Source organism: Pseudomonas sp. FA-1, from assembly GCF_056856075.1.
In genome coordinates this window covers 1-15,592 of sequence record NZ_JBWXTH010000021.1, presented here as the reverse complement: position 1 = coordinate 15,592, position 15,592 = coordinate 1, and the positions used below count along the sequence as shown (strand labels likewise).

Annotated in this window: 13 protein-coding genes and 1 tRNA gene; all 14 read left to right on the top strand. The window is 58.9% G+C overall.

Annotated features, from left to right (window positions below; genetic code table 11):
- Positions 1-93: EF-Tu C-terminal domain-related protein (locus tag AC1MHZ_RS23155; RefSeq protein WP_449118062.1), on the top strand; the 93-nt coding region annotated here is incomplete at its 5' end.
- A gap of 55 nt (positions 94-148) precedes the next feature.
- Positions 149-224 (top strand) — tRNA-Trp (locus AC1MHZ_RS23150).
- A 43-nt stretch (positions 225-267) separates the two neighbouring features.
- Positions 268-636: a preprotein translocase subunit SecE gene (gene secE / locus AC1MHZ_RS23145; protein WP_084859382.1), complete on the top strand. Its 369-nt coding sequence runs from the start codon at positions 268-270 to the stop codon at positions 634-636.
- A gap of 9 nt (positions 637-645) precedes the next feature.
- A complete protein-coding gene (gene nusG, locus AC1MHZ_RS23140; RefSeq protein ID WP_011531880.1) occupies positions 646-1,179 on the top strand; it encodes a transcription termination/antitermination protein NusG in 534 nt (177 codons plus the stop codon).
- A 119-nt stretch (positions 1,180-1,298) separates the two neighbouring features.
- Positions 1,299-1,730: a 50S ribosomal protein L11 gene (rplK, locus tag AC1MHZ_RS23135; protein ID WP_084859380.1), complete on the top strand. Its 432-nt coding sequence runs from the start codon at positions 1,299-1,301 to the stop codon at positions 1,728-1,730.
- On the top strand, positions 1,730-2,425 hold the full coding sequence (rplA, locus tag AC1MHZ_RS23130; RefSeq protein WP_084859378.1) for a 50S ribosomal protein L1: 696 nt from the start codon (positions 1,730-1,732) through the stop codon (positions 2,423-2,425). The genes rplK and rplA overlap by 1 nt, the downstream gene beginning before the upstream one ends.
- A gap of 200 nt (positions 2,426-2,625) precedes the next feature.
- Entirely contained in the window at positions 2,626-3,126 is a 501-nt protein-coding gene (gene rplJ / locus AC1MHZ_RS23125) for a 50S ribosomal protein L10 (protein WP_084859376.1), read from the top strand.
- A gap of 80 nt (positions 3,127-3,206) precedes the next feature.
- Positions 3,207-3,578: a 50S ribosomal protein L7/L12 gene (gene rplL / locus AC1MHZ_RS23120; protein ID WP_043215349.1), complete on the top strand. Its 372-nt coding sequence runs from the start codon at positions 3,207-3,209 to the stop codon at positions 3,576-3,578.
- A gap of 220 nt (positions 3,579-3,798) precedes the next feature.
- Positions 3,799-7,872, top strand: coding sequence for a DNA-directed RNA polymerase subunit beta (rpoB, locus tag AC1MHZ_RS23115; protein ID WP_084859375.1), 4,074 nt, complete (start codon positions 3,799-3,801; stop codon positions 7,870-7,872).
- 64 nt (positions 7,873-7,936) lie between these two features.
- Positions 7,937-12,136 (top strand): DNA-directed RNA polymerase subunit beta', encoded by a 4,200-nt coding sequence (gene rpoC / locus AC1MHZ_RS23110; RefSeq protein ID WP_084859373.1) that lies wholly within the window; start codon positions 7,937-7,939, stop codon positions 12,134-12,136.
- A 210-nt stretch (positions 12,137-12,346) separates the two neighbouring features.
- Positions 12,347-12,718, top strand: a complete 372-nt coding sequence (rpsL, locus tag AC1MHZ_RS23105) for a 30S ribosomal protein S12 (protein WP_003257088.1) — start codon at positions 12,347-12,349, stop codon at positions 12,716-12,718.
- Positions 12,719-12,824: 106 nt separating this feature from the next.
- Positions 12,825-13,295 carry a 30S ribosomal protein S7 gene (gene rpsG / locus AC1MHZ_RS23100; protein WP_003246741.1) on the top strand — a complete coding sequence of 157 codons (471 nt, stop codon included), beginning with the start codon at positions 12,825-12,827 and terminating at the stop codon, positions 13,293-13,295.
- A 30-nt stretch (positions 13,296-13,325) separates the two neighbouring features.
- A complete protein-coding gene (gene fusA / locus AC1MHZ_RS23095; RefSeq protein WP_084859371.1) occupies positions 13,326-15,470 on the top strand; it encodes an elongation factor G in 2,145 nt (714 codons plus the stop codon).
- A 30-nt stretch (positions 15,471-15,500) separates the two neighbouring features.
- On the top strand, positions 15,501-15,592 hold a 92-nt coding region (locus tag AC1MHZ_RS23090; protein WP_133295916.1), incomplete at its 3' end, for a GTP-binding protein.

Below are 15,592 nucleotides of genomic sequence, written 5' to 3'. Positions count from 1 at the left end.
AAGACCATCGCAATGGAAGACGGTCTGCGCTTCGCTATCCGTGAAGGCGGTCGTACCGTCGGCGCCGGCGTCGTAGCAAAAATTATTGAATAAGTAGTTGATTTCTCATGATCAGGCCGGCATAATGGCCGGCCTGATACAGCGTTAAAGGTCAGTAGCTCAATTGGCAGAGCGACGGTCTCCAAAACCGTAGGTTGGGGGTTCGATTCCCTCCTGACCTGCCATTCACCTCGGTGTGATGGCTTTCTTCTCACAGGATCCTCCTCGATGACTCCCAAAACTGAAGCCCAAGAATCGCGTTTTGATCTGTTCAAGTGGCTGGCTGTTGTAGTATTGGTGGTCGTTGGTGTTGTGGGTAATCAGTATTATTCCGCAGCTCCAATCCTGTATCGCGTCCTTGCACTTCTCGCCCTGGCTGCCGTTGCAGGCTTCGTTGCCTTGCAGACTGCGAAGGGTAAGTCGTTCTTTGCGTTGGCGAAGGAAGCTCGTGCCGAGATCCGTAAAGTCGTGTGGCCGACCCGCCAGGAAACCACTCAGACCACGCTTATCGTAGTGGTTGTTGTGCTGGTTATGGCGCTGCTGCTGTGGGGTCTTGATTCCCTGCTCGGCTGGGCGGTCTCCTTGATTGTTGGCTAAGGGTGTCCCGTGGCTAAGCGTTGGTACGTCGTGCATGCTTACTCGGGTTACGAGAAGCATGTCATGCGCTCTCTGATCGAGCGCGTCAAGCTGGCTGGCATGGAAGATGAATTCGGCGAGATCCTGGTCCCGACCGAAGAAGTCGTCGAAATGCGTAACGGCCAGAAGCGCAAGAGCGAGCGCAAGTTCTTCCCTGGCTATGTATTGGTCCAGATGGAGATGAACGAAGGGACTTGGCACCTTGTCAAGGACACCCCTCGTGTCATGGGTTTCATTGGTGGTACCGCAGACAAGCCTGCGCCGATCACCGATAAAGAAGCTGAAGCTATCCTGCGTCGCGTCGCTGACGGCAGTGACAAGCCGAAGCCGAAGACGCTGTTTGAGCCGGGTGAAGTGGTTCGCGTCATTGACGGTCCCTTCGCTGATTTCAACGGCAGTGTCGAAGAAGTTAACTACGAAAAGAGCCGGCTGCAGGTTGCAGTGCTCATTTTCGGTCGCTCTACTCCGGTAGAGCTCGAGTTCAGCCAGGTCGAGAAGGTCTAGGCGAACGACGCATCCCATACCCCGCAGCCCTATGTGCTGCGGGGTTTTGTCGTCACTGGGATAAAACGCAAGTCATACGGGGAGCCATCTGGCGTTCGTACCCGATTTTGGAGTAGCTCATGGCTAAGAAGATTCAGGCTTACATCAAGCTGCAAGTTAAGGCCGGCCAGGCCAACCCAAGCCCACCCGTCGGTCCAGCACTGGGTCAGCACGGCGTGAACATCATGGAATTCTGCAAGGCCTTCAACGCCCGTACTCAGGGTCAAGAGCCAGGTCTGCCGACTCCCGTGATCATCACTGTCTACAGTGACCGTAGCTTCACCTTCGAAACCAAGAGCACCCCTGCCTCGGTTCTGCTGAAGAAAGCTGCTGGCCTGGCTAGCGGTTCGGCTCGTCCGAACACCGTCAAGGTCGGTACCGTTACCCGTGCTCAGCTGGAAGAGATCGCCAAGACCAAGCAGGCTGATCTGACTGCCGCTGACCTGGATGCAGCTGTGCGCACCATCGCCGGCTCTGCCCGCAGCATGGGCCTGAACGTGGAGGGTGTGTAATGGCTAAGCTGACTAAGCGCCAAAAGGCTATCGCCGAGAAAATCGAAGCAGGCAAGGCCTACAACTTCGAAGAGGCCGCAAACCTGCTGGCTTCGCTGCCGGCTGCCAAGTTTGTCGAGTCTTACGACATCGCCGTCAACCTCGGTGTTGACCCGCGTAAATCCGACCAGGTCGTTCGCAGCGCTACCGTGCTGCCGCACGGCACCGGCAAGACCGTTCGCGTTGCCGTCTTCACCCAGGGCCCAGCTGCTGAAGCTGCTCTGGCTGCCGGCGCTGATCGCGTAGGTATGGACGATCTGGCTGCCGAAATGAAAGGCGGCGACCTGAACTATGACGTCGTCATCGCATCGCCTGATGCCATGCGCGTTGTGGGTCAACTGGGCCAGGTCCTGGGTCCTCGTGGCCTGATGCCAAACCCGAAAGTAGGTACTGTAACTCCAGACGTAGCCGGCGCCGTCAAGAACGCCAAGGCTGGTCAGGTTCGCTACCGTACCGACAAGAACGGTATCATCCACACCTCCGTTGGCAAGGTCGGCTTCGAAGCTGGCAAGCTGAAGGAAAACGTTGAAGCCCTGATCGCCGATCTGAAGCGTATCAAGCCGGCTTCCTCGAAAGGTATCTACGTCAAGCGCGTAACCCTGAGCACTACCATGGGCCCAGGTCTGATCATCGATCAGAGCTCGCTGAACGTGTAATGCTCGGCCGGTGTGGCCCTGTCCGCACCGGCTGCTGAAAATTGGGGTCCCTGCCTGGCGGGGGCTGTCCAAGACCGTAGGCGGCGCAAGCCTTAAACCACAAGCCTACGCAGATGGTGCTCCCGATTCGTTACCGAATCAGACACCAAAACGACATCCGGCCTCGGCTGGATGAAACGGTAAAAACCAGGAGTAAACCCGTGGCAATTAAACTCGAAGACAAGAAGGCCATCGTCGCTGAAGTCAACGAGGCTGCCAAAGTCGCTCTGTCCGCTGTCGTGGCCGATGCCCGTGGTGTGACTGTAGGCGCAATGACCGGACTCCGTAAAGAGGCCCGCGAAGCTGGTGTTTACGTACGTGTCGTACGTAACACCCTGCTCAAGCGCGCTGTTGAAGGCACCGAGTACTCGGTCCTCAACGACGCGTTCAAAGGCCCGACCCTGATCGCTTTCTCCAATGAACACCCGGGCGCTGCTGCTCGTCTGTTCAAAGAGTTTGCCAAGGGTCAGGACAAGTTCGAGATCAAGGCAGCTGCGTTCGACGGCAAGTTCCTTGCCGCTAACCAGATCGACGTGCTGGCAACTCTGCCAACTCGCGACGAGGCTATCGCACAGCTGATGAGCGTGATCCAAGGTGCAACCAGCAAGCTGGCTCGTACCCTGGCTGCTCTGCGCGACCAGAAAGAAGCCGCTGCAGCCTAAGGCTGCGTAGTCTCTTTCGAAATCAAACGTTTAATTTGATGGCCGCGTAGGCTGTCACCCCAATACAGGAATTCATAGTCATGTCTCTGACTAACGAGCAAATCATCGAAGCGATCGGCCAGAAAACCGTTCTGGAAATTGTTGAACTGATCAAAGCGATGGAAGAAACCTTCGGCGTTACCGCTGCTGCCGCCGTTGCTGCTGCCCCTGCTGGTGGCGCTGCTGCCGCTGCTGAAGAGCAGACCGAGTTCAACGTCGTTCTGGCCGAAGCTGGCGACAAGAAGGTCAACGTGATCAAGGCCGTTCGTGAACTGACCGGTCTGGGCCTGAAAGAAGCCAAAGAGAAAGTTGACGGCGCTCCTGCTGTGATCGCTGAAGGCGTTTCGAAAGAAGCTGCTGAAGACGCCAAGAAGAAGCTGGAAGAAGCAGGCGCTAAAGTCGAGCTGAAGTAATTTCGACTTTGCGACTCCAGCCCAAGCGTTGAGCGAAAGGCTGACGGCTGGTGGCTTATGCCACCGGCCTTTTTCCGTTATTGGTGGCCGATCAGGTCGGCCCCGATAACGTGCTGCAAGAACACCCAAGAGGGTGTGCAAACCATGGGGTTTGCAGATTTTCTGGCTGCTCCCGCTCGGGGGGAGCCAAACAAGCAGGTGACCAAGCTGGGGAACGCTGATGGCTTACTCATACACTGAGAAAAAACGTATCCGCAAGGACTTTAGCAAGTTGCCGGACGTCATGGATGTGCCTTACCTCCTGGCCATCCAGCTGGATTCGTATCGCGAATTCCTGCAGGCGGGAGCATCCAAGGATCAGTTCCGCGACGTCGGCCTGCACGCGGCCTTCAAATCGGTATTCCCGATCATCAGCTACTCCGGCAATGCTGCCCTGGAGTACGTCGGCTATCGCCTGGGCGAGCCGGCCTTCGATGTGAAGGAATGTGTCCTGCGTGGCGTGACGTTCGCTGTCCCGCTGCGTGTGAAGGTGCGCCTGATCATCTTCGACAAGGAATCGTCGAACAAAGCGATCAAGGACATCAAAGAGCAAGAAGTCTACATGGGTGAAATCCCCCTGATGACTGAAAACGGTACCTTCGTTATCAACGGTACCGAGCGTGTTATCGTTTCCCAGCTGCACCGCTCGCCAGGTGTGTTCTTCGACCACGACCGTGGCAAGACCCACAGCTCCGGCAAGCTGCTGTACTCCGCCCGTATCATTCCTTACCGCGGTTCCTGGCTGGACTTCGAGTTCGACCCGAAGGACTGCGTGTTCGTGCGTATCGACCGTCGCCGCAAGCTGCCGGCTTCGGTGCTGCTGCGTGCCCTGGGCTACAGCACCGAGGAAATCCTCAACACCTTCTACACCACCAACGTGTTCCACGTTTCCGGCGAAAAACTGAGCCTGGAGCTGGTTCCTCAGCGTCTGCGTGGTGAAGTCGCGGTCATGGACATCCATGACGGCAGCGGCAAGGTCATCGTCGAGCAGGGTCGCCGTATTACCGCGCGCCACATCAACCAGCTCGAGAAGGCCGGCGTCAAGCAGCTGGACGTTCCAATGGAATACGTCCTGGGCCGTACCACCGCCAAGGCCATCGTGCATCCAGCCACCGGCGAGATCCTGGCCGAGTGCAACACCGAGCTGACCACCGAGCTGCTGATCAAGGTCGCCAAGGCTCAGGTCGTGCGCATCGAGACCCTGTACACCAACGACATCGACTGCGGTCCGTTCATCTCCGATACCCTGAAGATCGACACCACCAGCAACCAGCTGGAGGCCCTGGTCGAAATCTACCGCATGATGCGCCCAGGCGAGCCGCCAACCAAGGATGCCGCCGAGACCCTGTTCAACAACCTGTTCTTCAGCGCCGAGCGTTACGACCTGTCCGCCGTGGGCCGCATGAAGTTCAACCGTCGTATCGGTCGTACCGAGATCGAAGGTTCGGGCGTGCTGAGCAAGGAAGACATCGTCGACGTATTGAAGACCTTGGTCGACATCCGTAACGGCAAGGGCATCGTCGATGACATCGACCACCTGGGTAACCGTCGCGTCCGTTGTGTCGGCGAGATGGCCGAGAACCAGTTCCGCGTTGGCCTGGTGCGCGTAGAGCGTGCGGTCAAGGAACGCCTCTCGATGGCTGAAAGCGAAGGCCTGATGCCGCAGGACCTGATCAACGCCAAGCCGGTTGCGGCGGCGGTGAAGGAGTTCTTCGGTTCCAGCCAGCTCTCGCAGTTCATGGACCAGAACAACCCGCTCTCCGAGATCACCCACAAGCGTCGTGTCTCCGCACTCGGCCCAGGCGGTCTGACCCGTGAGCGTGCTGGCTTCGAGGTTCGTGACGTACACCCGACCCACTATGGCCGCGTGTGCCCGATCGAAACCCCTGAAGGTCCGAACATCGGTCTGATCAACTCCCTGGCGGCCTACGCCCGCACCAACCAGTACGGCTTCCTGGAAAGCCCGTACCGCGTGGTGAAAGAAGGTGTGGTCACCGACGAGATCGTCTTCCTGTCCGCCATCGAAGAAGCCGATCACGTGATCGCCCAGGCCTCGGCCGCGATGAACGAGAAGAAGCAGCTTGTCGATGAGCTGGTAGCGGTCCGTCACCTGAACGAATTCACCGTCAAGGCGCCGGAAGACGTCACCCTGATGGACGTTTCGCCGAAGCAGGTTGTCTCCGTCGCTGCCTCGCTGATCCCGTTCCTCGAGCACGACGACGCCAACCGTGCCTTGATGGGTTCGAACATGCAGCGTCAGGCCGTTCCGACCCTGCGCGCCGACAAGCCGCTGGTAGGTACCGGCATGGAGCGCAACGTCGCCCGTGACTCCGGCGTCTGCGTCGTGGCCCGTCGTGGCGGCGTGATCGACTCGGTCGACGCCAGCCGTATCGTGGTTCGCGTGGCCGACGATGAAGTCGAGACCGGCGAAGCAGGTGTGGATATCTACAACCTGACCAAGTACACCCGTTCGAACCAGAACACCTGCATCAACCAGCGTCCGCTGGTGAGCAAGGGTGATGTGGTCGCGCGTGGCGACATCATGGCCGACGGCCCGTCCACCGACATGGGTGAACTGGCGCTGGGTCAGAACATGCGCATCGCGTTCATGGCGTGGAACGGCTTCAACTTCGAAGACTCCATCTGCCTGTCCGAGCGTGTGGTCCAGGAAGATCGCTTCACCACTATCCACATCCAGGAACTGACCTGTGTGGCGCGTGACACCAAGCTTGGCCCAGAGGAAATCACCGCGGACATCCCGAACGTGGGTGAGGCTGCGCTGAACAAGCTGGACGAAGCCGGTATCGTCTACGTAGGTGCCGAAGTCGGCGCTGGCGACATCCTGGTCGGCAAGGTCACTCCGAAAGGCGAGACCCAGTTGACGCCGGAAGAAAAACTGCTGCGCGCCATCTTCGGTGAGAAGGCTAGCGACGTTAAGGACACCTCCCTGCGCGTGCCGACCGGTACCAAGGGCACCGTCATCGACGTCCAGGTCTTCACCCGTGACGGCGTCGAGCGCGATAGCCGCGCCCTGGCCATCGAGAAGATGCAGCTGGACGAGATCCGCAAGGACCTCAACGAAGAGTTCCGCATCGTCGAGGGCGCGACCTTCGAACGTCTGCGTGCAGCCCTGAACGGCCAGGTTGTCGACGGTGGTGCGGGCCTGAAGAAAGGCACCGTTATCACTGACGAAGTCCTGAACGGTCTGGAGCACGGCCAGTGGTTCAAGCTGCGCATGGCTGAAGATGCACTGAACGAGCAGTTGGAAAAGGCTCAGCAGTACATCGTCGATCGCCGTCGCCTGCTGGACGACAAGTTCGAAGACAAGAAGCGCAAGCTGCAGCAAGGCGATGATCTGGCTCCAGGCGTACTGAAGATCGTCAAGGTCTACCTGGCTATCCGCCGTCGCATCCAGCCGGGTGACAAGATGGCCGGTCGTCACGGTAACAAGGGTGTGGTCTCGGTGATCATGCCGGTTGAAGACATGCCGCACGATGCCAACGGTACTCCGGTCGACGTCGTTCTGAACCCGCTGGGCGTACCTTCGCGTATGAACGTCGGTCAGATCCTTGAAACCCACCTCGGCCTCGCGGCCAAGGGCCTGGGCGAGAAGATCGACCGCATGATCGAAGAGCAGCGCAAGGCCGCTGAGCTGCGCAGCTTCCTGACCGAGGTCTACAACGAGATCGGCGGTCGCCAGGAAAACCTGGACGAGTTCTCGGACGAAGAGATCCTCGCCCTGGCCAACAACCTGAAGAAAGGCGTGCCGATGGCTACCCCGGTCTTCGATGGTGCCAAGGAGCGCGAGATCAAGGCCATGCTGAAGCTGGCCGATATGCCTGAGAGCGGCCAGATGGTCCTGTTCGACGGCCGTACCGGCAACAAGTTCGAGCGTCCTGTAACCGTGGGTTACATGTACATGCTCAAGCTGAACCACTTGGTGGACGACAAGATGCACGCGCGTTCCACTGGTTCGTACAGCCTGGTTACCCAGCAGCCGCTGGGTGGTAAGGCGCAGTTCGGTGGTCAGCGTTTCGGGGAGATGGAAGTGTGGGCGCTGGAAGCATACGGCGCGGCATACACCCTGCAAGAAATGCTCACAGTGAAGTCGGACGACGTGAACGGCCGTACCAAGATGTACAAGAACATCGTGGATGGCGATCACCGTATGGAGCCGGGCATGCCCGAGTCCTTCAACGTGTTGATCAAAGAGATCCGTTCGCTCGGTATCGATATCGATCTGGAAACCGAATAACACGTGACGCGAAGGGGAGCGGGGCAGGTAATGCCCGCTTCCTGCTCCGCCAGGAGGAAAGGCCTTGAAAGACCTACTGAATTTGCTGAAAAACCAGGGTCAAGTCGAAGAGTTCGACGCTATCCGCATCGGTCTGGCGTCGCCTGAGATGATCCGTTCGTGGTCGTTCGGTGAAGTTAAGAAGCCGGAAACCATCAACTACCGTACGTTCAAACCTGAGCGTGACGGCCTGTTCTGCGCCAAGATCTTTGGCCCAGTCAAGGATTACGAGTGCCTGTGCGGTAAGTACAAGCGCCTCAAGCACCGCGGTGTGATCTGTGAGAAGTGCGGCGTTGAAGTCGCCCTGGCCAAGGTTCGTCGTGAGCGCATGGCGCACATCGAGCTGGCTTCGCCGGTTGCCCACATCTGGTTCCTGAAGTCGCTGCCGTCCCGTATCGGCCTGCTGATGGACATGACCCTGCGTGACATCGAGCGCGTGCTCTACTTCGAGAGCTATGTCGTTATCGATCCGGGCATGACTACCCTGGAAAAGGGCCAGCTGCTGAACGACGAGCAGTATTTCGAAGCGCTGGAAGAGTTCGGTGACGACTTCGACGCCCGCATGGGTGCCGAAGCTGTCCGCGAGCTGCTGCATGCTATCGACTTGGAGCACGAGATTGGCCGCCTGCGCGAAGAGATTCCGCAGACCAACTCGGAAACCAAGATCAAGAAGCTGTCCAAGCGCCTGAAGCTGATGGAAGCTTTCCAGGGCTCGGGCAACCTGCCTGAGTGGATGGTCCTGACCGTTCTGCCGGTTCTGCCGCCAGACCTGCGTCCGCTGGTTCCGCTGGATGGTGGTCGCTTCGCGACTTCCGACCTGAACGACCTGTACCGCCGGGTGATCAACCGTAACAACCGTCTGAAGCGCCTGCTGGACCTGTCGGCGCCGGACATCATCGTGCGCAACGAAAAGCGCATGCTGCAGGAAGCGGTCGACGCCCTGCTGGACAACGGCCGTCGCGGTCGCGCCATCACCGGCTCGAACAAGCGTCCGCTGAAGTCCCTGGCCGACATGATCAAAGGTAAACAGGGTCGCTTCCGTCAGAACCTGCTCGGTAAGCGCGTGGACTACTCCGGTCGTTCGGTAATTACCGTAGGCCCGACCCTGCGCCTGCACCAGTGCGGTCTGCCGAAGAAGATGGCCCTGGAGCTGTTCAAGCCGTTCATTTTCGGCAAGCTGGAAATGCGTGGTCTGGCGACCACCATCAAGGCCGCCAAGAAGATGGTCGAGCGCGAGCTGCCTGAGGTCTGGGACGTCCTGGCCGAGGTGATCCGCGAACACCCCGTACTGCTCAACCGTGCGCCGACCCTCCACCGTCTGGGTATCCAGGCGTTCGAGCCGGTGTTGATCGAAGGCAAGGCAATCCAGCTGCACCCATTGGTGTGTGCTGCGTACAACGCCGACTTCGACGGTGACCAGATGGCCGTGCACGTGCCGCTGACGCTGGAAGCCCAGCTCGAAGCGCGCGCGCTGATGATGTCGACCAACAACATCCTGTCGCCTGCCAACGGCGAGCCGATCATCGTTCCTTCGCAGGACGTGGTTCTGGGTCTGTACTACATGACCCGTGAAGCCATCAACGCCAAGGGCGAAGGTCGTGTGTTCGCTGACCTGCAGGAAGTCGACCGCGTATTCCGCGCCGGCGAGGCTGCCCTGCACGCGAAGATCAAGGTCCGTATCAACGAGACCGTGAAGGAGCGTGACGGCAGCATCACCAAGAACACCCGTATCGTCGACACCACCGTCGGCCGTGCGCTGCTGTTCCAGGTCGTGCCTGCTGGCCTGCCGTTCGACGTCGTCAACCAGTCGATGAAGAAAAAGGCGATCTCCAAACTGATCAACCAGTGCTATCGCGTGGTGGGTCTGAAGGAAACCGTCATCTTCGCCGACCAGCTGATGTACACCGGCTTTGCCTATTCGACCATTTCCGGCGTATCGATCGGTGTTAACGACTTCGTTATCCCGGACGAGAAGGCCCGCATCATCGGTACCGCTACCGACGAAGTGAAGGAAATCGAGAGCCAGTACGCCTCCGGCCTGGTAACCCAGGGCGAGAAGTACAACAAGGTCATCGACTTGTGGTCCAAGGCGAACGACGAAGTGTCCAAGGCGATGATGGCCAACCTCTCGAAAGAGAAGGTCATCGACCGCGAAGGCAATGAAGTCGAGCAGGAATCCTTCAACTCGATGTACATGATGGCTGACTCCGGTGCGCGGGGTTCCGCGGCCCAGATCCGTCAGCTGGCCGGTATGCGTGGCCTGATGGCCAAGCCGGACGGCTCCATCATCGAGACGCCGATCACTGCGAACTTCCGTGAAGGCTTGAGCGTTCTGCAGTACTTCATCTCGACCCACGGTGCTCGTAAAGGTCTGGCGGATACCGCACTGAAGACCGCGAACTCCGGTTACCTGACCCGTCGTCTGGTCGACGTGGCCCAGGATCTGGTGGTGACCGAGATCGACTGCGGCACCGACCAGGGTCTGGTCATGACCCCGCACATCGAAGGCGGCGACGTTGTCGAGCCGCTGGGTGAGCGCGTATTGGGTCGTGTCATCGCCCGTGACGTGTTCAAGCCGGGTACCGAAGACGTCATCGTTCCGGCCGGTACCCTGGTCGACGAGAAGTGGGTCGAGTTCATCGAACTGAACAGCATCGACGAAGTGGTCGTGCGTTCGCCGATCAGCTGCGAAACCCGCTACGGCATCTGCGCCAAGTGCTACGGTCGTGACCTGGCTCGCGGTCACCAGGTGAACATCGGTGAGGCTGTCGGCGTTATCGCTGCCCAGTCGATCGGTGAGCCGGGTACCCAGCTGACCATGCGTACCTTCCACATCGGTGGTGCTGCAAGCCGTACCTCGGCTGCCGACAGCGTCCAGGTGAAGAACGGCGGCATGGTGCGTCTGCACAACCTCAAGCAGGTCGAGCGCGCCGATGGCAACCTGGTTGCCGTATCGCGTTCTGGCGAGCTGGCCATTGCCGACGAGTTCGGCCGTGAGCGTGAGCGCTACAAGCTGCCGTACGGTGCGGTCATTTCGGTCAAGGAAGGTGAGAAGGTCGAAGCTGGCGCCATCGTCGCCAAGTGGGACCCGCACACCCACCCGATCGTGACCGAGCTGAAAGGTACCGTGACCTTCGTGGGCATGGAAGAAGGCATCACCATCAAGCGTCAGACCGACGAGTTGACCGGCCTGACCAACATCGAAGTGATGGACGTCAAGGATCGCCCTGCCGCAGGCAAGGAAATCCGTCCTGCGATCAAGATGGTCGACGCCGCTGGCAAGGACCTGTACCTGCCAGGTACCGATGTACCTGCCCAGTACTTCCTGCCGGCCAACGCCCTCGTCGGTGTGGCTGACGGTGCACAGATCGGTGTGGGTGACGTTATCGCGCGTATTCCGCAGGAAACGTCCAAGACCCGTGACATCACCGGTGGTCTGCCGCGCGTTGCCGACCTGTTCGAAGCGCGTCGTCCGAAGGAAGCGTCGATCCTGGCTGAAGTCAGCGGCACCATTGCCTTCGGTAAGGAAACCAAGGGCAAGCGTCGCCTGGTCATCACCCCGACCGATGGCAGCGAGCCGTACGAAGAGCTGATTCCGAAGTGGCGCCACCTGAACGTCTTCGAAGGCGAACAGGTAAACCGCGGCGAAGTCATCTCCGACGGCCCGAGCGATCCGCACGACATCCTGCGCCTGCTGGGTGTGAGCGCGCTGGCCAAGTACATCGTCAACGAGATCCAGGACGTTTACCGCCTGCAGGGCGTGAAGATCAACGACAAGCACATCGAGACCATCCTGCGTCAGATGCTGCGTAAGGTTGAGATCACCGAGTCCGGCGATTCCAGCTTCATCAAGGGCGACCAGATGGAACTGACCCAGGTGCTGGTCGAGAACGAGCGTCTCGCCGCCGAGGACAAGTTCGTCTCGAAGTTCTCGCGTGTACTGCTGGGTATCACCAAGGCCTCGCTGTCGACCGAATCGTTCATCTCCGCGGCTTCCTTCCAGGAAACCACCCGCGTGCTGACCGAGGCGGCCGTCACCGGCAAGCGCGACTACCTGCGCGGCCTGAAGGAAAACGTGGTCGTGGGTCGTCTGATCCCGGCCGGTACCGGTCTGGCCTACCACAGCGAGCGTAAGCGTCGCCGTGATGCCGACAAGCCGCTGCGTGTGAGCGCCAGTGAGGTGGAAGCCGCACTGACCGAAGCGCTGAACTCCAGCGGTAACTAAGAACAGGGCAGGGCCCCGGTTCATCCTGCAAGGCATCGGTGACATGAATTGTTGCCGATGACCGGGCGAGGAGGGCCGGGGCCTCGTCTTGACTGGGTGCAAGATCCTCTTTAGACTTTTGTACCCTTAAATTTGGTGAGGCTCCGTCTCGCCAATTTTTGGCTTTCTTGCAAGACAATAGCGTCGCAAGACAATCAGTGGAGCTAGTAGATGGCAACTATCAACCAGCTGGTACGTCAGCCGCGTAAGCGTACCGTCGAGAAATCCGACGTACCTGCGCTGCAGAACTGCCCGCAGCGTCGTGGCGTGTGCACCCGCGTGTACACCACCACGCCGAAAAAACCTAACTCGGCACTGCGTAAAGTATGCCGTGTGCGTCTGACCAACGGTTTCGAGGTTTCCTCGTACATCGGCGGTGAAGGCCACAACCTGCAAGAGCACAGCGTCGTCCTGATCCGTGGCGGCCGTGTAAAAGACTTGCCAGGTGTTCGTTACCACACCGTTCGCGGTTCTCTGGATACTTCGGGCGTCAAAGGCCGTAACCAGGGTCGTTCCAAGTACGGTACCAAGCGTCCGAAGTAATCGGCCGTTTGCAGACATCCAATTTTTTGAGTCGATAAGAGTAAGGTCGGGCAGGGGTCGAAGACCCGCGTCCCGGGCTAACCTGAAGACCGTTTGAGGGCTTATCATGCCAAGACGTCGTGTAGCAGCAAAACGTGAGATCCTGGACGATCCGAAGTACGGATCCCAGATCCTCGCCAAGTTCATGAACCACGTGATGGAAAGCGGCAAGAAGGCCGTAGCCGAGCGCATCGTTTACGGTGCCCTGGATACCGTCAAAGCACGCAAGAACAGCGACCCCCTGGAAATCTTCGAGAAAGCTCTCGACGCCATCGCTCCGCTGGTCGAAGTAAAGTCCCGCCGTGTCGGCGGTGCCACTTACCAGGTTCCGGTTGAAGTTCGTCCGTCCCGTCGTAACGCTCTGGCAATGCGCTGGCTCGTAGACTACGCCCGCAAGCGCGGCGAGAAGTCCATGGCCCTGCGCCTGGCTGGTGAACTGCTGGATGCTGCTGAAGGCAAGGGTGCTGCAGTCAAGAAGCGTGAAGACGTGCACCGTATGGCCGAAGCCAACAAGGCGTTCTCGCACTACCGCTTCTAATTCAAGCATCAATTTTTTTGCGAGGGCTTTATGGCTCGTACTACAGCTATTAACCGCTACCGTAACATCGGTATCTGCGCGCACGTCGATGCGGGCAAGACTACCACTACCGAGCGGATCCTGTTCTACACAGGTCTGAGCCACAAGATGGGCGAGGTGCATGATGGCGCCGCGACCACCGACTGGATGGTGCAGGAGCAGGAGCGCGGTATCACCATTACCTCCGCTGCCGTTACCACCTTCTGGAAAGGCTCCCGTGGTCAGTACGACAACTACCGCGTAAACGTCATCGATACCCCCGGCCACGTTGACTTCACCATTGAAGTAGAGCGTTCGCTGCGTGTACTCGACGGCGCGGTCGTCGTATTCTGCGGTACCTCCGGCGTTGAGCCGCAGTCCGAAACCGTATGGCGTCAGGCCAACAAGTACGGCGTTCCACGTGTTGTCTACGTGAACAAGATGGACCGTGCCGGTGCCAACTTCCTGCGCGTTGTCGGCCAGATCAAGAACCGCCTGGGTCACACCCCGGTTCCAATTCAGCTGGCTATCGGCGCCGAGGACAACTTCCAGGGTCAGGTCGACCTGATCAAGATGAAAGCCATCTACTGGAACGAAGACGACAAAGGCACCACCTATCGTGAGGAAGAAATTCCTGCCGATATGCTGGAGCTGGCTGAAGAGTGGCGCGCCAACATGGTCGAGTCCGCTGCTGAAGCCAACGAAGAGCTGATGAACAAGTACCTTGAAGAAGGTGACCTGTCCGTCGAAGAGATCAAGGCTGGTCTGCGCGCCCGTACCCTGGCGAGCGAGATCGTTCCTGCTGTCTGCGGCTCCTCGTTCAAGAACAAGGGTGTTCCCCTGGTTCTCGACGCCGTCATCGACTTCCTGCCTGCGCCGACCGAAATTCCGGCCATCCAGGGTATCAACCCGGATGACAAGGATCTGGCCAAGGACGATCCTGCCGTTCGTCACGACGAGCGTCATGCCGACGACAACGAGCCGTTCTCGGCCCTGGCGTTCAAGATCGCTACCGACCCGTTCGTAGGTACCCTGACCTTCGTTCGCGTGTACTCGGGCGTTCTGAGCTCCGGTGACTCGGTCATCAACTCGGTCAAAGGCAAGAAAGAGCGCGTTGGTCGTATGGTGCAGATGCACGCCAACCAGCGTGAAGAGATCAAGGAAGTACGCGCTGGCGACATCGCGGCCCTGATCGGCATGAAGGACGTCACCACCGGTGAAACCCTGTGCGACGCCGACAAGCCAATCATCCTCGAGCGTATGGACTTCCCAGAGCCAGTGATCTCGCTGTCTGTTGAGCCGAAGACCAAGCAAGACCAGGAAAAGATGGGTATCGCGCTGGGCAAGCTGGCCCAGGAAGACCCGTCGTTCCGCGTCAAGACCGACGAAGAAACCGGCCAGACCATCATCTCCGGTATGGGTGAGCTGCACCTGGACATCATCGTTGACCGCATGAAGCGCGAATTCAACGTTGAGGCCAACATCGGCAAGCCGCAGGTTTCGTACCGCGAGAAGATCACCAAGTCCAACGTCGAGATCGAAGGCAAGTTCGTTCGTCAGTCGGGTGGTCGTGGTCAGTTCGGTCACTGCTGGATCCGCTTCTCCGAGCCGGACCAGGATGACAAGGGCAACATCACCGAAGGCCTGGTCTTCACCAACGAAGTCGTTGGCGGTGTGGTTCCGAAGGAATACATCCCGGCGATCCAGAAGGGTATCGAAGAGCAGATGAAGAACGGCGTTGTTGCCGGCTATCCTCTGATCGGCCTGAAGGCTACCGTGTTCGACGGTTCGTACCACGACGTCGACTCCAACGAGATGGCGTTCAAGATCGCGGCCTCCATGGCGACCAAGCAGCTGGCTCAGAAGGGCGGCGGTGTTGTGCTTGAACCGATCATGAAGGTTGAGGTAGTAACCCCTGAGGATTACATGGGTGACGTGATGGGTGACCTGAACCGTCGTCGTGGTCTGATCCAGGGTATGGATGACTCGGTCTCCGGCAAGGTTATCCGTGCAGAAGTCCCGCTGGGAGAAATGTTCGGTTATGCGACCGACGTCCGTTCCATGTCTCAGGGTCGCGCAAGCTACTCCATGGAATTCTCCAAGTACTCCGAAGCTCCGTCGAACATCGTCGAAGCACTCGTTAAAAAACAAGGCTAATCCAGCCCTTTAGGCAAGAGGTTCACTGTCGTGGCTAAAGAAAAATTTGATCGTTCCCTTCCCCACGTTAACGTCGGCACCATCGGCCACGTTGACCACGGTAAGACCACTCTGACCGCAGC